This is a genomic window from Nonomuraea sp. LPB2021202275-12-8 (assembly GCF_037044575.1).
Taxonomy (GTDB): Bacteria; Actinomycetota; Actinomycetes; order Streptosporangiales; family Streptosporangiaceae; genus Nonomuraea.
Genome location: NZ_JBAHWD010000026.1, coordinates 92,085 through 109,457, shown reverse-complemented (window position 1 = coordinate 109,457; position 17,373 = coordinate 92,085). Strand labels below are relative to the sequence as shown.

Annotated in this window: 11 protein-coding genes and 1 tRNA gene; 9 read left to right on the top strand and 3 right to left on the bottom strand. The window is 73.2% G+C overall.

Annotation, left to right across the window (positions count from 1 at the left end):
- Nucleotides 1-9 precede the first annotated feature (9 nt).
- From V5E28_RS35060 to V5E28_RS35040, 5 genes are all read left to right on the top strand, one after another.
- On the top strand, nt 10-711 hold the full coding sequence (locus V5E28_RS35060) for a hypothetical protein (RefSeq protein ID WP_336213452.1): 702 nt from the start codon (nt 10-12) through the stop codon (nt 709-711).
- Nucleotides 712-936: 225 nt separating this feature from the next.
- The gene (locus tag V5E28_RS35055; protein ID WP_336213450.1) at nt 937-1,512 is read left to right on the top strand and encodes an HD domain-containing protein; all 576 of its coding nucleotides are present in this window, start codon (nt 937-939) and stop codon (nt 1,510-1,512) included.
- A gap of 209 nt (nt 1,513-1,721) precedes the next feature.
- Nucleotides 1,722-5,540: a S8 family serine peptidase gene (locus V5E28_RS35050; protein ID WP_336213448.1), complete on the top strand. Its 3,819-nt coding sequence runs from the start codon at nt 1,722-1,724 to the stop codon at nt 5,538-5,540.
- 179 nt (nt 5,541-5,719) lie between these two features.
- Complete coding sequence (locus tag V5E28_RS35045) at nt 5,720-7,693, top strand: translation factor GTPase family protein (protein WP_336213446.1); 1,974 nt, start codon at nt 5,720-5,722, stop codon at nt 7,691-7,693.
- Nucleotides 7,694-7,753: 60 nt separating this feature from the next.
- Nucleotides 7,754-7,830, top strand: a tRNA-Met gene (locus tag V5E28_RS35040).
- Nucleotides 7,831-7,882: 52 nt separating this feature from the next.
- On the opposite strand, the gene V5E28_RS35035 is transcribed toward V5E28_RS35040, so the two are convergent.
- Nucleotides 7,883-9,277 (bottom strand): aminotransferase-like domain-containing protein, encoded by a 1,395-nt coding sequence (locus V5E28_RS35035; protein ID WP_336213444.1) that lies wholly within the window; start codon nt 9,275-9,277, stop codon nt 7,883-7,885.
- Between the two features lie 81 nt (nt 9,278-9,358).
- The gene (locus tag V5E28_RS35030) at nt 9,359-11,284 is read right to left on the bottom strand and encodes a hypothetical protein (RefSeq protein WP_336213442.1); all 1,926 of its coding nucleotides are present in this window, start codon (nt 11,282-11,284) and stop codon (nt 9,359-9,361) included.
- Nucleotides 11,285-11,549: 265 nt separating this feature from the next.
- On the opposite strand from V5E28_RS35030, the gene lanL reads away from it, so the two are divergent.
- The 4 genes from lanL to V5E28_RS35010 all read left to right on the top strand — a co-directional run bounded on the left by lanL (nt 11,550) and on the right by V5E28_RS35010 (nt 16,623).
- Nucleotides 11,550-14,171 (top strand): class IV lanthionine synthetase LanL, encoded by a 2,622-nt coding sequence (gene lanL / locus V5E28_RS35025; RefSeq protein ID WP_336213440.1) that lies wholly within the window; start codon nt 11,550-11,552, stop codon nt 14,169-14,171.
- A 5-nt stretch (nt 14,172-14,176) separates the two neighbouring features.
- Nucleotides 14,177-14,344, top strand: coding sequence for a hypothetical protein (locus V5E28_RS35020; RefSeq protein WP_336213439.1), 168 nt, complete (start codon nt 14,177-14,179; stop codon nt 14,342-14,344).
- A gap of 65 nt (nt 14,345-14,409) precedes the next feature.
- Nucleotides 14,410-16,098, top strand: coding sequence for an ABC transporter ATP-binding protein (locus V5E28_RS35015; protein ID WP_336213437.1), 1,689 nt, complete (start codon nt 14,410-14,412; stop codon nt 16,096-16,098).
- 48 nt (nt 16,099-16,146) lie between these two features.
- Nucleotides 16,147-16,623: a GNAT family N-acetyltransferase gene (locus V5E28_RS35010; protein ID WP_336213435.1), complete on the top strand. Its 477-nt coding sequence runs from the start codon at nt 16,147-16,149 to the stop codon at nt 16,621-16,623.
- Here the strand turns inward: V5E28_RS35010 and V5E28_RS35005 are convergent.
- Nucleotides 16,611-17,333: a GntR family transcriptional regulator gene (locus V5E28_RS35005; RefSeq protein ID WP_336213434.1), complete on the bottom strand. Its 723-nt coding sequence runs from the start codon at nt 17,331-17,333 to the stop codon at nt 16,611-16,613. The two genes, V5E28_RS35010 and V5E28_RS35005, sit on opposite strands and share 13 nt — an antisense overlap.
- Nucleotides 17,334-17,373: the final 40 nt, after the last annotated feature.

Sequence of the window (17,373 nt, the reverse complement as noted above, 5' to 3'; positions counted from 1 at the left end):
GGTTCCCGAATGCGTTTGCCCGAATCGCGGCTGGCTGTCCTGGTCAGCCTGCCGCGCAACGAGACAGCTCTCGCGGAGGCGGCGTCGCGTGCGGGAGCCGACGGCCTGAAGGTGCACACGAACGTGCGGCACCGGGCCTCGGGGACGGCCTTCGGGCCGCTGGACGCCGAGCGTGAGCGGCTGCGCGGCATCCTCGCGCTCGGCGTCCCGACGGGCCTCGTCGTCGGCGCGGCCGGATCAGTGTCGATCGCGGAGATGGTCGCGGCACGGGAGATGGGGTTCGACTACTTCGACGTCTACGCCGCCGACGCGCCCGCGGGCTACGTTGAGGCGTGCGGGCCGGTGACGCCCATGGTGGCCCTGGGGCCGGGCGACGGCCCATCCCAGGCGCGGGCCCTGGCGCGGCGGGGGAGCCGGGCGCTCGAACTCTCCACGCTCGAACCCGAGAGGTACGGCACGCCGCTGACACTGGCGACCCTGGCGAAGCTGGAGGCGGTGGCGTCGGCGGTCGACATCCCCGTCATCGTGCCGAGCCAGCACGCGCTGCTCCCGGACGACCTCGCGCTCCTCAGGGAGGCGGGCGCGGCCGCGGTGCTGCTGGGGGCCGTGGTGACGGGCGCCGACACGGCGGAGTTCGGCGCGCGGATCGCGCCGTACGTCGCCGCCGCCCTTCAGGCGGGCGATGTCAAGTGGGGCATCCCGGCTCGGTGACTCCCCGATGAGCCGTGCCGAGTGGCGTTCCGCGTGATCGTTCGTCCGGGCCTGTGAAGTTGTCCGCAGGCCCGGACGAGGTCGGCGGCCTGACCAGGCGCGCCGACGTCCGGATCGGCCCGCTACGGGGAAGGGACGATGACATGAGCGTTCGGTACCCGGCCAGGCAGGGAGGTGTCGTTTACGCTCGGCGAAATGGTGTAACGAGGTTGAGGGGGGATCTTCGTGACGGACGAGTTCGCGGGAGTGGCGGGCGTGCTGTACGAGTTCGGGCTGCTCAAGCGGTACAAGCGCACCGGCTGGCTGGTGGCGGGGGTACGAGATCCGGAGAGCATCGCCGATCACTCGTTCCGTACGGCGGTCATCGCCAGCGTCATCGCCAAGCTGGAGGGCGGCAACGCGGAGCGGGCGGCGTTCATGAGCCTGTTCCACGACACCCAGGAGACCCGCATCACCGACATCCCGTACATCGGCAAGCGCTACCTCAAGGCGGCGCCGAACGAGGAGGTCACCGCGGACCAGATGCGGGGCCTGCCGGAGCCGGTGGCGGAGATGGTGAGCGGTGCCGTCGGCGAGTACGAGGAGAAGGCCAGCCTGGAGGCCGTGTGCGCGCGGGACGCCGACAAGCTGGAGTGCCTGATCCAGGCGGTGGAGTACCGCGAGCAGGGGCACCAGAACGTGCAGCCGTGGATCGACAGCTCCCTGGCCGCGCTCAAGACCCCCACGGGTAAGCGCCTGGCCGAGGAGGCCCTGCGGACCGGCACCCTGGAGTGGATCATGCCGGTGCTCAACGGCGACTGAGCGACGGTTCCGTGGCTGTTCGCGTGCGGGGAGCGGACAGCCACCGTGAATCGGCCATGCCAGGAGCACCGATCTGGTCGGCCCCAATGTGGGGAAAATGCGGGCGATCCCGGTAGATCGAGGCTATAAGTGATCCCGAAGAATCGATCTTGTCTGTGGGAGCGCTCCCGCCACAAGCGCCGGCTCCCGCCTGGATGGAGAGGGAAACCTTGCCCCGCCTGCACTCCCGCCTACTCGCGGTCTTATCCGGCACCGCCCTCGCGCTGGCCGCGGCCGCCGCCCCGGGCTCCGCCACCCCGCTCGACCAGGAGACCTCCGCCCCGGCCGACGGCCGGCCGTCGGCAGACACGAACATCACCCTGATCACCGGTGACGTGATCAGGTACCGCCCGTCCAAGGACGGCGTCCCCTCCATCGGCATCCAGGAGGCGCCGAGACCCGACGGCACGCCCGTCACCTTCGCCACGCTTCCCGGCAGGGACGGCGGATGGCTGGTCCTGCCGTCGGACGCGGCGGGCATGGTGTCCGCCGGCACCCTCGACGAGAAGCTGTTCGACGTCGAGACCCTGGCGCGGGAGGAACGCACCGAGACCATCCCGCTGCTCGTCACCTACACCGGCGAGCCCACCGCCTCCGCTCTCACCAAGGCGGCCGACGCCCTGCCCGCCAGCGAGAACGTCCGCCCCCTCGACAGCATCGACGGCGCCGCCATGACGGTGAAGGCCGGGCAGGCGGGCGAGTTCTGGGCCGCGCTGCGTGCGGACAGGCCGGCCGCCGGCAGGTCGGCGAGCGGCATCGGCAAGGTCTGGCTCGACCGCCGGATCGAGGTGTCGCTCGACAGCAGCGTCCCGCTGGTCGGGGCGCCCGCCGCCTGGGAGCGCGGCTTCGACGGCAAGGGGACCAAGGTCGCCGTCCTCGACACCGGCATCGACGCCGCGCATCCGGACTTCGCCGGCAAGATCGTCGCCAGCGAGAACTTCTCCAGCTCACCGGGCATCACCGACCGGCAGGGGCACGGCACCCACGTCGCCTCCACGATCGCGGGCTCCGGCAGCGCGTCGGGAGGGGCCTACAAGGGCGTGGCACCCGGCGCCTCGCTCCTGGTCGGCAAGGTGCTCGCCGACAACGGCAACGGGGACTGGTCCTGGGCCATCGCCGGCATGGAGTGGGCCGCCGAGCAGGGCGCCGACGTGGTGAACATGAGCCTGGGCAGCTGCTGCGGCAACGGCACCGACCCGATGAGCCAGGCGCTCGACGAGCTCACGAAGAAGCACGGCACGCTGTTCGTCACCGCCGCAGGCAACGCCGGCGACGCCCTCACCGTGAGCATCCCCGCGGCTGCCGAGCAGGCCCTGGCCGTCGGCGCGGTGGACAAGACCACCGGGACCACACTGGCCGACTTCTCCAGCAGGGGACCGCGGCTCGACGACGCGGCCGTCAAGCCGAACATCGTCGCCCCCGGCGTCGACATCGTCGCCGCGCGCTCGGCGGACTCCACCGCCCGGCCGATCCCCGGCAACGACCGCTACACGGCCAACAGCGGCACCTCCATGGCGACCCCGCACGTGGCCGGAGCCGCGGCCATCCTCGCCCAGCAGCACCCGGACTGGGACGCCGACGAGCTGCGCGACGCTCTGGTCTCGACCGCGGAGCGGCACGCCGAGCACAACTGGTTCGAGCAGGGCGGCGGCCGGGTGAACGTGACCCGCGCGGTCACCCAGCAGGTGATCGCGAGTTCCGCCGTCGACTTCCGCGTGCTCGGCAAGGACCGGGCCACCCGCCAGGTCACCTACCGCAACACCGGCGACGAGGCCGTCACGCTGGCCGTCGAGCTCGTCACCCGCGGCTGGAGCGGCAAGCCCGCGCCCGACGGGGCGATCAGCCTGTCTGCGCGGAGCGTCACGATCCCCGCCAGGGGCGCCGCCACCGTTGATATCACCGTCGACCCGGCCGCCGGCCCGATCGGCGCCTACGGCGGCTGGGTGACCGCCGCCGCCGGAGATCTCCGGCTCGTCACGCCGTTCAGCTACTACACCGGCCCGGCCACCCATCGCCTGGGCATCTCGCTGATCAACTCGTACGGGACCAAGGAGTTCCTCCCCGGCCGGGAGGGCACCGAGCCGCTGGTCTACGCGATCCCCCTCAAGCGGGCGAACAGCCCGGAGGATCCCTTCAACCCCTACGGCTACTACGCCGTCCGGCTCGACTTCTCCGGCGACGGTGAGATGTGGCTGCCCGCGGGCGACTACGAGATCATCGGCGTGGCCAACGAGAGCCGCATCAGCAACCGCAACAGCTGGGTGATCGAGCAGGTGAGGCTGGACGGGGAGCGGACGGTCACCCTGGACGCCCGCGAGACCGTGCCGATCAAACCGATCACCCGCGAGGCCACCGAGGGCACCGGCCACGCCTGGTACGTGCGGACCTTCACCGACCGCAACAACCCCGTCTCCCTGTACGGCGGCGCGGTCGGCCAGGACTTCTACGTCACCCCGGTCGCCAAGGTCAAGACAGGCAAGCTGCGGCTGTCGCACGGCTGGGACCTCCGGCGCGCCGCGCTGGCCTCGGCCACGGCGGGCGGGCTCAGCCTCCACCCCGTCTACGACGTCGACGCCATGCGCACCGCCATGACGCAGCCCAGAACCCTTCCCGTGATCTCCGTGGGACAGGGCAGGCCGCAGGACTTCGACGGCACCGACGTCACAGGCAAGCTGGCGCTGGCCGCGGTGCCCGTCGCGGGCGGCGAGTCCCCGTACGTCACGGCGAGCCTGCTGATGGAGGAGGCGGCCAGGACCGCGGCCCGGCGCGGGGCCGCGGGCTTCGTCGGCTATCTCGACGTCGACGGCGGGAAGGCGCGCGTGCCGCTGGGCGGCTCCGCGTCCTTCCAGTCGCTGGGCCTCAGCGCGGACGAGGGGCGCGACCTGCTCGCCGCGCTCGGCGGCGGGCCCGTCTCGCTCCGGATGGAGCCGTACGCCGGCCCCGAGGTCGTCTACCGGCTGCGCTACGACGAGCGCGGCCGGGTGCCCGCCAAGGCCGCGAAGGTCGACACCGGGGACCTCGCCAGGATCGACTCCGGCTACCACGCCGACCAGCCGGACACCTTCGGCTGGGAGTACGGCGAGTCCACGAGCGGTGAGGAGCCGGGGCGGATCACGTACGGTTCGGCCCTGCGCATGCCGGTCGCCCGCACCGAATACTTCGGCCCGTTCGACGACCGGGTGACCTGGACGCGCCAGATCACCAACGAGAGCCTCCTGCTGAGCTCCTACGACCGCTTCACCGGCCGCGACCGGCGGCAGAGCGAGCAGTGGTTCAAGGCGCCCCTGGTTTCCGGCGCAGCCGACGTGCCGGACGGCTATCCGGTCGTGGTGCCGTGCTCGATGTGCCGGGACGGAGACCGGTTCGTGCCGGCCGAACAGTGGCTGGACTCCGATCCGCGCCACCACAGCGAGCCGAGTCCCGTCACGTCGGCGCCCAGGCTGTTCGCGGGCGAGGTGGAGATCCCGGTGAAGGGGCGCTACCCGCGCTCCTTCACGGTCCCCGCCGAGGCGGGCGGATACCGCCTGGAGGCCGTGGACACCAGCGGGCGGAAGCTGTCCGCCAAGGTGACCACCAGCTCGCGGTTCGCCTCCTCGCCGCCGTCGGGCACACCCCGCGATCACGCCTGCTCCTACGGGCCGTCGTGCGCCGTCCAGCCGGCCATCCTGCTCGCCTACGACGTGCCGCTCGACCTGCTGAACCGGGCCCCGGCCGGGCGGCCGTTCGGCTTCGAGGTCCGGGCCGGCGCCCACTCCTCGATCCGGCGGGCGCCGGATGTGCACAAGGTCCGCGTCGAGTACTCCGTCGACGACGGGACCACCTGGCAGGACGCGCGGGTCAGCGGGCGCGCCGGCGATCGCTTCCGGGCCACGGTGACGCACCCGCCGCTGGACGCGACCAACGGGTACGTGTCGTTGCGGGTCACCGCGTCCGACAGGGCCGGCGGCTCCGTCACCCAGACCGTCACCCGCGCCTACGCCCTGAGGTGACCGGACGACGGCCAAGGGGTGGCGCCCTTGGCCGTCGACGCCGGAAAACCGGTTGTCCCGGCGGGAGTCCGTCTGCTGCACTACCGGAGCACGACCGATCGAGCGAGGAGTAGCGATGCGAGCAGCGTTCATGTCTTACCAGCTGAGAATGACCACCCACTCAGAGGACATGACGCTTAGTGAAATCGCTCAACCTGGGAATTCTGGCGCATGTCGACGCCGGTAAGACGAGTCTGACCGAGCGGCTGCTGCACGCCGCCGGGGTCATCGACGAGATCGGCAGCGTCGACGAGGGCAACACCCAGACCGACTCCATGGAGCTCGAACGCCGCCGCGGCATCACGATCAAGTCCGCCGTCGTCTCCTTCCCCATCGACGACGTGACGGTCAACCTGATCGACACGCCTGGCCATCCGGACTTCATCGCCGAGGTCGAGCGGGTGCTGAACGTGCTCGACGGCGCCGTTCTCGTCGTCTCCGCCGTGGAGGGCGTGCAGCCGCAGACCCGCGTGCTCATGCGGGCGCTGCGCCGGCTGCGCATCCCCACCCTCGTCTTCGTGAACAAGATCGACCGCGGTGGCGCGCAGTACGCGCAGGTCCTGCGGAGCATCTCCGGCAGGCTCGTCCCGGCCGGTGTCGCGATGGGGTCGGTCACCGGCCTCGGCACCCGCGGTGCCCGTTACGTGCCCTTCTCCGCCGGGGACGACGACCTGCTGAGCGTGCTCGCCGACCACGACGACACCCTCCTCGCCGCGTACGTGGACGGCACGGAGCCCATCTCCTACCGGAGGCTGCGCGAGGAGCTCGCGGCGCAGTCACGGCGGGCCCTGGTGCACCCGGTCTTCTTCGGCTCGGCGATCACCGGCGCGGGGGTCGGCGAGCTGATCGCCGGGATCAGGGAGCTGCTGCCCGCCACGGCGGGCGACGCCGGCGCCCCGCCTTCCGGCACGGTCTTCAAGGTCGAGCGCGGTCCCGCCGGGGAGAAGATCGCCTACGTCCGGATGTTCTCCGGCACGGTCGGGGTCCGCGACCTGGTGCCGTTCCGCGAGGGCGAGGAAGGGAAGATCACCGCCATCCGCGTCTTCGACCGGGGCGGTGCGGTGCGCAGTTCCTCGGTCGCCGCGGGGCGGATCGGCAAGCTCTGGGGGCTCGGCGGCGTCCGGATCGGCGACGAGCTCGGCCTGCCGCGCACCGGGACCGCCGGGCGCCACTTCGCCCCGCCGACGCTCGAGACCGTCGTCGTGCCGGCCAGGCCCGCCGACAGGGGCGCGCTGCACGTCGCGCTCTCCCAACTCGCCGAGCAGGACCCGCTGATCGACCTGCGCCAGGACGACATCCGGCAGGAGACCTCCGTCTCCCTCTACGGAGAGGTGCAGAAGGAGGTCATCCAGGCGACGCTGGCCGACGAGTTCGGCCTCGACGTCACCTTCCGCGAGACGACCACCATCTGCGTCGAACGGCCCATCGGCACCGGCGCCGCCGTCGAGTTCATCGCCAAGAACCCCAACCCGTTCCTCGGCACGGTCGGGCTGCGCGTCGAGCCGGCCCCGATCGGCTCCGGCGTCGACTTCAGGCTGGAGGTCGAGCTCGGTTCGATGCCGTACACGTTCATCAGAGCCGTCGAGGACACCGTGCGGGAGACCCTGCTCCAGGGGCTCTCCGGATGGCGGGTCACCGACTGCACGGTCATCCTGACGCACACCGGCTACTGGCCGCGGCAGAGCCACGCCCACGCGGTGTTCGACAAGAGCATGTCGAGCACCGCCGGGGACTTCCGCAACCTGACGCCGCTGGTGCTGATGGACGCCCTCAAGCAGGCGGGCACCAGGGTGTACGAGCCGATGCACCGCTTCCGCCTGGAGCTGCCCGAGGACGTGTTCGCCGGGGTGCTGCCCGCGCTGGCACGGCTGGGCGCCGTCCCCCGGACCTCGGCGCCGGGCGAGTCGTCGTTCCTGGTGGAAGGGATCATCCCGGCGGCCAGGGTGCACGAGCTGGAGCAGCGGCTGCCGTCGCTGACCCGCGGCGAGGGCCTGCTGGAGAGCGCCTTCGACCACTACCAGGAGGTCCGCGGCCAGGCGCCGGTCCGGCCGCGGACGGACCACAACCCGCTCAACCGCAAGGAGTATCTGCTGCACGTCGTCCGGCAGGTCTAGCCGGGCCGCGCCGTTCGCGGGGCGGGGGAGTCCGAGAGTGCGCTATGGTTAAGGAGTCGACGCGGGGTAGAGCAGTTCGGTAGCTCGTCGGGCTCATAACCCGAAGGTCGTAGGTTCAAATCCTTCCCCCGCTACCAGACGAAACGCCCTCCGAGGGATCCACTCGGAGGGCGTTTCGCATGTCCGGGCTCAGGCGGCCGCGCTGCGGGGCAGGCCGTGGGTGTCGAGGGTGCGGGCGATCACGTGCAGCGCCCTGCGGAGCGTCATCTCGTCCAGATGGCCGTAGCCGAGCACGATGCCGTGCCGGGGGATGCCCTGATGGTAGGTCGCGAGGTCGGCGACCTGGATCCGCCTGGCTCGCAGGGTCCGCGTGACCGCGTCCGCCACGGCCGGGTCCGGCAGGAGGAGCGCCGCCGCCGAGCCGCTGTCCGTGCCGAGCAGGCGGGTGCGCGCGTAGCCGCCGAGCGCCTGCCGCACCAGCTTCCTCCGGGTCGCGTACAGGGCCGACAGCCGCTCGACGTGGCGGGCGACGCTGCCCGAGGCGAGCAGTTCCGTCACCGCCCGCTGGCAGGTGAAGGACGGCTGGCCGGACGCGGCGGGGACACCCGCCTCGACGGCCTCGGCCAGGTGGCGCGGGACCACGGCGAAGGCCACCCGCAGGTTGGGCGTCAGGATGTCGCGGAACGAGCCCGCCATGGCGGCGCGGCGGGGGTCGCTCAGGGACAGGATGCTGGGGAGCGGGTTGGCGGCGGTGTCGAAGACGCCGTCGAAGGCGGGCTCGACGACCAGGCCGCCGGTCGCGGACGCCCAGGCGGCGAGCGCCCGGCGGCGGTCCGGCGACATGCGGGCCCCCAGCGGGTTGTTCCGCTCCGGCGTGACCACGACGGCGTCGCAGCCGCCCGGAACGAGGCCGGCGCGGGCGCCGTCGCCGTCGACCGGCACCGGGAGCACCCTGGCGTGCCTGCTCAGCGCGGTGCGCAGGCGCGGGAGCGCGGGGTCCTCCAGGGCGACCAGCGGGGACGGCTCGCCCGTCGCCCGCAGCAGCAGCCCGAGCGCGTGCTCGTGGCCGGCCGTGATGACGACCTCGTGGTCGTCGAGGACGAGGCCGCGTGACTCCCGCAGGTACGCGGTGATCTCGCGTCGCAGCTCCGGCAGGCCGAGCGGAGGCAGCTCGTCGTCCGGAGGCGCGTGGTGGCTGGCCCGCCGCCAGGCCGAGCGCCACGCGATGAGCGGGAACGCCTGCGGGTTCGGGCGGTCCGGCGTCAGGTCGACGGTAGTGAGACCGGCCTCGGCGGGAGGCCGGCGCCGGGCGCGGTTCTCCTCCCGCCGCGCCACGTAGGTGCCCGAGCCGTGCCGGCCCACCACGTGACCCTCACCCAGGAGGATCTCGTACGCCGCGAGCGCGACCCCGCGGGAGATCCGCAGCACCTCGGCCAGGGTCCTGGTCGACGGCATGCGGGTGCCGGCGGCGAGCCGGCCGGTGACGATCGCCTGCCTCAACTGGGCGGCGAGCTGGTGGTGCAACGGTTCGGGCAGGTCCCTTTCCAGATGGATCGGGACGCTGAGCCTTCGCGGGTTGCGCATACATCTCCCCTGCAAACTCGGGTGAGCCCCCCTTGTAAGGCGTGACATCCCGTTCCACCGCGTTCCACCCGGTTCCACCGGTCAGCGGGGGAGGTAGCTGCAGCGCAGGCCGGTGTGCACGGTGACGCGCAGCTCCTCGCCGATCGCCGGATCGGCCTCGGCGACCCGCGACACGGCCCGCCTGATGGCCTTGCCCACGGCGATCCTGGCGCGCTCCTGGCTGCCGGTGAACGCTCGTGTCCGGCCGTTGATGCCGGTGGCGGAGGCCAGCTCGGCCACCAGCCATTCGTGCTCCAGGCGCAGCGCGGCGGCTCGCGCCATGTCGTTCATCGACTCCAGCTCGTCGATCTCCGCCTGCAGGTGCGTCAGCCGCTGCTTGTAGGCGTCCCTGGCGGCGGCGTCCAGCAGCGGCTGCGGCGAGGCGGTCGCGGACTCCGGCGCCCGGGTGCCGGCGGCCAGGTCGGTGGCCGGGATCTCGCGGCCCGGGTTGGCGATCAGGACGGCCAGGTGACGCGTCCCCACGCTGTCAGCGACGAGCACGCTGCGCCCGCCCCACTCCAGCAGCCACTGCTTGCCGTGCCGGAGGAGCCGCGCGGGCGCGCCGCCGGCCCGGTCCGCCGCGCCCGCCTCGGCGGGCAGCGTCATGCCGAGCTCCTTCGCCTCCCGCGCCGCGGCGGCCGCTTCCTCGCGCGCCGCCTCGTCGCGCGGGCCGTCGCGCAGCGCCAGCGCCCGCGCGAGCCGGTGCCGCGACAGCACCGCGGCCGGCCAGTGGCCCAGGGCGAGGTTGTCGTGCACCGCCCCCCGCAGATGCTCGACGGCCCGGTCCAGGTCGCCGACGGCGAGCATGGCCGTGCCCAGCGAGTGCCGCACGGAGCCGAAGCAGGTGACGCCGAGCCCCGCGACCACCGGCAACCCGGCGAACGGGGCGAGCAGCGCGTGCGCGCGAGCCGCGGTGCCGGCGTCGCGCAGCAGATAGGCCGCCTCCACGATGCCGTACATCGTGGCCAGCCAGCTGCTGGAGCGCGGCAGGTGCGCCAGGTCCCGGCCGCGCAACCGGGCCAGCAGGCCCGCCGCCGCGCGGTGGTCGCCCGCGGTGGCGGAGGCCACGGCCAGGCCCGCGAGCTGGGAGTTGTCCACGGCGCTGAGCGTGGGGGAGGAGGCCAGCTCCACCAGCGACGGCCGCAGCTCGGCGATGCGCCCCTGATACCAGCGGATGGCGCCCAGCTGCCCGCCGTACCAGCCTGTGGCGTCGACGTCGCCCGCCACGGTGCCGCGCTGCGCGCAGGCCCCCGCCAGCGCCTCCGCCTCCTCGAACCGGCCGGCGCGGGTGCTCAGCATGACCTCGATGGCGCCCGCCACGAACCCGACCGCCAGGTGGTCCTCCGCCAGGAGTCCCTGCAGCTCCTCGAAGCTGCGCTCGGCGTGCGGGTCGGCGGCCTTGAACAGGTCGACGGCACGCCACATCAGCCCCATCAGCAGATCGCTGCGGCGGCCCGTGAGAGCCGCCACGCCGATCAGCTCCTCGGCCAGCGGCAGCCGCAGCTCGGCGTGCTCCGGGCCCAGCAGGCAGTGATGGGCCAGGCTGAGCGCCTCCGCCAGCGCGACCGGATCACCGGCGGCCCTGGCCTGCCCGAGCACGACCAGGATCCGGCCGTGCTCGCCGGCGCGGTAGTCCTCCTCGCCGGCCAGCCTGGCGCGCAGCCGGAACGCCAGCGGTGAGCGCGGATCCAGCGGGCCGAGCGCCCTGCGCTGCCGCTCGCGCACCATCGTCCACTTCGCGCTGGTGCGATGCTCGTGCACCCAGATGCCGCTCAGGCCCAGCGCCGCCCGCGCCAGCGCTTCGGCGTCGCCGCTGGGCTCCGCCTGCCGGTAGGCCGTCTCGAACCACCTTCTGGCGGCTCTCAGGTCGCCGTCCGCGAACAGCGCCCGCTCGCCCGCCACGAGCGCGAACCTGACGTCCTCGCTCGGAGCCGGGCGCGCCCCCAACTCCTGTGCCACGCCCACCACTGCCCCACCCTTCGGCTGGAAACGTTTTCGGCACGGCGGCTGATCCCCGTGTGTGCATCCCCTTGCCAGCCCCGCCCCCAGCGCGCCCACGCCTGCGCATCGTTACACGGGACAGCGCCCAGAGGAATGTGTATTTATGCCGATTCAGTGGTGATGGGAGGCCACTCCACCGGAATTCAGCGGTGGAAGTGGCGCTGGCCGGGGGCCACGGCCGGTCGCTTTCATGGGCATGGCGAACAAGCGCCGACCAGACGAGGGGAACGCCATGACCGACCGGGATCCCACGATCCTGTCCGCCATCGTGGCCGCCGAGCTCGCTCGCGGCTGGCGGGTAGAGGACCGCGGCTTCTGGCGGCTGGCCGTGCCCGACGGCTATCCGATGCCGGTGCAGGGCTGGAAGCTGCACGTCTCGGCGACCATGCTGTCGGCTCCCCTCGTGCTGTCCAGGGTGGCCCGGGTGCTGGTCCGGCAGGGCTGCGCCTTCAAGTACCCGGCGACGCTCGACGACTACTGGGAACTGCTCAGCCCGCACAGCGACCGCGCCCAGGCGGGCAAGTTCATCGCCGCCTACCCGACGGGCGACGCCGAGTCCGTGCGGCTGGCGGCCCTGCTCGACGAGGCCACGCGGGGGCTGCCCGGCCCCGCCGTGCTGTCCGACCGCGCCTACCGGCCCGGCGGCGTCGTCCACTACCGGTACGGCGCGTTCACCGGGGTCCGGACGCTGGGCGAGGAGGGGTTCTACGACATCGGGCTGCGCACCCCCGAAGGGGAGCCGGTCCGCGACGAGCGGCCGCCGAGATACGCGCCGCCGCCCTTCGCCGCCTCTCCCTTCGACCCGCCGCCCGAACCCCCTGCCGCGTCGCGGCCGCAGGCCGTCCTGCTGGACGACCGGTACGTGGTCCGCGAGGCCATCCGGCACGGCAACCGCGGCGGCGTCTACCTGGCCCTGGACACCGTCTCCGCCCGGGAGGTCATCGTCAAGGAAGGCCGCCCGCACGCCTGCTCCGACCTGAGCGGCGCCGACGCCCGCGTCAAGCTCGCCGCCGAGCACCACCGGCTGGAGTCGCTGGCCGGCACCGACTCGGTGCCGGCCGTGGTGGGCCTGTTCGAGCAGGGCGGGCACGCCTTCCTGGTCCAGGAGCTGGTGCCCGGCACCACCCTGCGGAGGTGGTCGGAGTCCGTCGCCGCGCCGCTGGGCGGGGACGGGTTCGGCGGCGCGGCGGCCGACGTGCTGCCCGTCGCCCGCCGGCTGGTGCGCAAGCTCATGACCGTGCACGACCGCGGCCTGGTGCTGGTCGACATGTCGCCGGACAACGTGATGGTCCTGCCCGGCGGCGATCTCCGGCTGATCGACCTGGAGTTCGCCGCGCTGCCTGGCGACACCGCGATGATCGGCGGGACGCCCGGGTTCATGGCGCCCGAGCTGGTGCCGCACCGCGGAACGCTGCGTGCGGCCCCGCCGCGCTCCGCCGACCTCTACGGTCTCGGCGCGATGCTCTACTTCCTCGCGACCGGCTCCAGCCCGGGGCTGATGGAGGGCGCAGCCCCGGCACGCGTCGCCGAGCACGTCCGCGCCGTGTGCCGGGCCAATCCGACCCTGGCCCTGCTGCGCCCCCTCATCGAGGGCCTGCTGGCCGAGCCGGACGAGCGGTGGCCGCTCGACAGGTGCGCCCGATTCCTCGACCGGCCGCCCGAGGCGGGGCACGTCCCCCCGCCCGCCGGTCCGGACCGGCTCGACGAGCTCATCGGCGACGGCCTCGCCTGGCTCGCCGAGACGATGGACCCCGGCCGGGACGCGCAGTCGCCCTGGAACGACCGGATCCAGGGCCTCGACGCGGATCCGTGCTCGGCCGGCAACGGGGCGGCCGGCATCCTGGCGGTGCTGCCACGGTCCGGAGCCGAGGCCACCATCGCCGCGCGATGGCTGCGCCGGCGTCTGGCGGCAGAGGCCGTCTGGCCTCCCGGGCTCTACATGGGCAGGTCGGGAGCCCTCTGGGCGCTGTACGAGAGCGGCGAGCGCGAGTTCGCCCTGCGCGCGGCCCGCGAGCTGCCCACCGCCCACCCCAGCCCCGACATCACGCACGGCCTGGCCGGCTGCGGGATGGCGGTGCTGCGCCTGGCGCTGCTGTCGGGCGACCCCGTCCTGCGCGAGCAGGCGGAGACCACGTTCGGCAACCTCTACGCCGCCGGCTCCCGCACCGGCGACGGGCTGAGGTGGGCCTCGCCCGACTCCGACCTCGCCGAGCATCTCGGCTTCGCGCACGGCGTCGCCGGCATCGCCACCGCGCTGCTGTACGCGAGCCAGGCGCTGGACCGGCCCGACTGGATGCCCGCCGTCCACGAGGTGGCCGCCCTGCTGGGCGAGCACGCCGACCTCGACGGCGGCGCCGCCTGGTGGCCGACCCTGCGCGGCGACCCGTCGACCGCATGGCCGCGCCGCCCGCACTGGTGCAGCGGCTCGTCGGGCATCGGCGCCTTCCTGGTGCGCTACTGGCGGGTCACCGGCGACGCCGCCGCCCTGTCGCTCGCCGAGCAGGCGGCCGTCGCCGTCCACCGATCCCGGTGGAAGCACGGGGCGGCGGCCTGCCACGGCCTGCCGGGCGAGGGCGAGTTCCTGCTCGACATGGCCGCCTTCACCGGCGAGGAACGTTACCGGCGGTGGGCCGGGGACCTGGCCGGCTGCCTGGCGGCCAGGGCTGTCAGGAAGTCGGGCCGGCTGCTGGTGCCCGACCCGTTCGACGCGTTCGTCCCGGGCTACCTCGGCGGGACGGCGGGCGTGCTCGCCTTCCTGCTGCGCCTGCGCCACGGCCACGACCGGATCTGGATGCTGGACGACGTCGTCGAGCTGGGCCGGTCGGCCACCACAGAGCTCGCCGCGGTCCGCTGACCGTGGTGATCGATAAGGACTTCGACGGGGGAGAGGAGGTGGACACCATGTCGTTCGACGTTCGTGACCTGCAGGGTCTCAACGAGCGCGAGCCGGTCGCCGCGGCGGCCAGGATCTCGCACTGTTTCAAGCATGTCGGATGCAGCGATCTCGCGGGCTACGCCGCCGCCTGATGCCGCACAGCGCCGCGCATGCCGGGACCGCCCGGCATGCGCGGCCTCACCGTGAGGGGAGAGCCGTGAACGAACCGGTCCCGCGCACCGGGCGCAGGATCGCCCGCCTGCTCGCGCCGCATCGCCCGGTCGCATGCCTGGTCGTGCTGCTGGTCGCGGTCTTCTCCGGGCTGCACGTCGCCCTCCCCCTACTCGCCCGGCTCGTCTTCGACCACGCCCTGTTCGGCGCCGGCGGCACCGACCTGCGGCTGCTCGCCCAGGTCGCCCTCCTCGCGGCGGTCATCGCCGCCGCCGCGGCCGCGGTCGACCTCGCCCAGTCCTGGCTGGCCACCAGGGTCGCCGAGCGGATCGTCCACACGCTGCGCAGCGACCTGTTCCGCCACCTGCAGCGGATGCCGCTCGGCTTCTTCGCCGCCTCCCGGGGCGGCGAGATCCAGTCGCGCCTGGTCAACGACACCGACCGGATCGAGGAGACCGTCAAGGACGGTGTCCCGACCGCGCTCGCGAGCCTGCTGATGCTCCTGTTCGCGCTGGGCGCCATGATCACCCTGTCTCCGCCGCTGGCGGCGGTCGCGCTCGGGCTGATGCCCGTCGCCTTCTGGATCGCCGCCCGCTCCGGCCGGGCCATGCGGGAGCTCGCGTCCACCGGCCAGCACGTCCGCGCCGAGCTGGCCTCCATCAGCGCCGAGCGGCTCTCGCTCGGCGGCGTCACCCTGGCCAGGGTGCACGACAGGGCCGGCGACGACGCCGCGAGCTTCGCCGCCGAGAGCCGCCGGCTGGCGGGCCTCGGCGTGCGGTCGGGCCTGGTGGCCCAGTCGGTGCTCAGCGCGGGGCAGCTCCTCGTCGTGCTGACCCCGTACGTGGTGTACGTCGCGGCCGGGCTGACCGAGAGCGTCACTCCCGGCGCGCTCGTCGCCTTCGCCGTGCTGCAGGCCAGGGTCTACCAGCCGCTCTGGCAGATCCTGCACTTCGTCACCGGCTTCCAGACGGCGCGGGCGGCGTTCGAACGCGTCTTCCACTACCTCGACCTGCCCGCCGCCCGGGCCGCGACCGTGCCCGGCGGATCGGAGCGGGGCAGGGTGTCGGTCCTGGGCGCGGGCGTCGCGCACGGCCCCTCCCACTGGGCTCTGCGGGAGGTCACCATCGACCTGCCCGCCGGCTCCGCCACGCTGATCGCCGGACCGAGCGGCTCGGGGAAGACCACCCTGGGCAGGCTCCTCGCGGCGCTGTATCCGCCGTCCGAAGGAGCGGTGCTTGCGGGCGGCCGGGTCTGCCTGGTCCCGCAGGAGCCCTTCCTCTTCCACGGCTCGATCGCCGACAACCTCCGGTACGCCGCCCCGGACGCCTCGCCGGCCGACCTCGTCCGGGCCTGCGAGATCACCCGCGTCCACCGGCGCGTCACCGAGCTGCCCGACGGCTACGACTCCGTGGTCGGCGAACGCGGCGCCCTGCTGTCGGGCGGGGAACGCCAGCGCATCGCCCTGGCCAGGGGGCTGCTGAGCGGTGCGCCGGTGCTCGTCCTGGACGAGGCGACCTCCGCACTCGATTCGCCGACCGAGCTGGAGGTGATCCGCGCCGTCCTGCGGGCGCGCCGGGGGATGACGACCGTGATGATCAGCCATCGGCTGGACGTGGCCCGCTCCTTCGACACGGTCGTCGTCCTGGACGGTGGCCGGGTCGTCGAGCACGGACCCCGTACAGAGCTCCTCGCCAGGCCCGGCGGCCGGTTCGCGCGCCTGGCCGCGCTGACGTGAGCCGTCCCCTGTGACCGGCATCTGTCCGGGGTGACTACCCTGTGGCGCATGATTCGCCGTGCCACCCCTGACGACGTCCCCGTGATCAACGAGCTGGTCCGCGAGCTGGCCGAATACGAGAAGGCCCTGCATGAGGTGAAGCTCACCGAGGAGCAGCTGCGGGAGGTCCTGTTCGGTGAGTCCCCGTCCGTCTTCGCCCATGTCGCCGAGAGCGACGGCGAGGTCGTCGGCTTCGCGCTGTGGTTCCTCAGCTTCTCCACCTGGACCGGGACGCAGGGGATCTACCTGGAAGATCTGTACGTGCGTCCCACCCGCCGCGGAGGCGGGCACGGCAAGGCGCTGCTGGCCGAGCTGGGCCGGATCTGCGTCGAGCGCGGGTATGCGCGGTTCGAGTGGTCGGTGCTCGACTGGAACGAGCCGGCGATCAACTTCTACAAGTCCATGGGCGCGGAGCCGTGTGACGACTGGATCCGCTACAGGCTGAGCGGGGAGGCGCTCCAGCAGTTCGCCGGTCAGCCCCGATAGATCGTGAGCCGGTAGGCGTACCGGTCCCCTCTGTAGTGCGACTCCGCCCGCTCGATGGCTCGCCCCCGGGCGTCGAAGGTCGTGCGCCGCACCAGGAACGCCGGCGAGAACGGCGGCACCCGCAGGGCCTGTGCGGCGTCCTGGTCGAGCACCGTCGCGCTGATCGTCTGCTCCGCCCGGTGCGGCACGAGGCCGTACCGGTTGTTCAACTCCTCGTACAGGGAGCCGTGCAGCGCCTCGAGCAGCTCGCCGGGCACCAGGCCGGAGGGCAGGTAGGTGTTCTCCAGGCAGATCGGCTCGCCGTCGGCGGTGCGGACGCGGCGGACGTGCAGCACCTCGGCCGACGGGCTGATCCGCAACGCGTAGCCGATCTCCGCCCCGGCGGGCACGCGCTCGGCGGCGACGGCGAGCGAGCCCGGGAGCAGCCCGCGGGCGCGCATGTCCTCGCTGAACGAGGTCAGCTCGACGGACTTGGCGATGCGCGGCTCGCTCGCGAACGTGCCCGAGCCCTGCACGCGGTAGACCTGCCCTTCCAGCTCCAGCTGGTCCAGCACGCGCCTGACCGTGAGCCGGCTGAGCGCGAACTCCTCGGCCAGGCTGCGCTCGGTGGGCAGCCGGTCGTGCGGGGCGAGCCGCTCCCGCAGGAGTGCATGCAGGTGCTCGCGCAGCTGCGCGGACTTGGCCGGGCGCCGCGCCGCTTCGCCGGGCATGAGACCTCCCCTTGACCCCTTCGCCGAAATTGGGCTATAC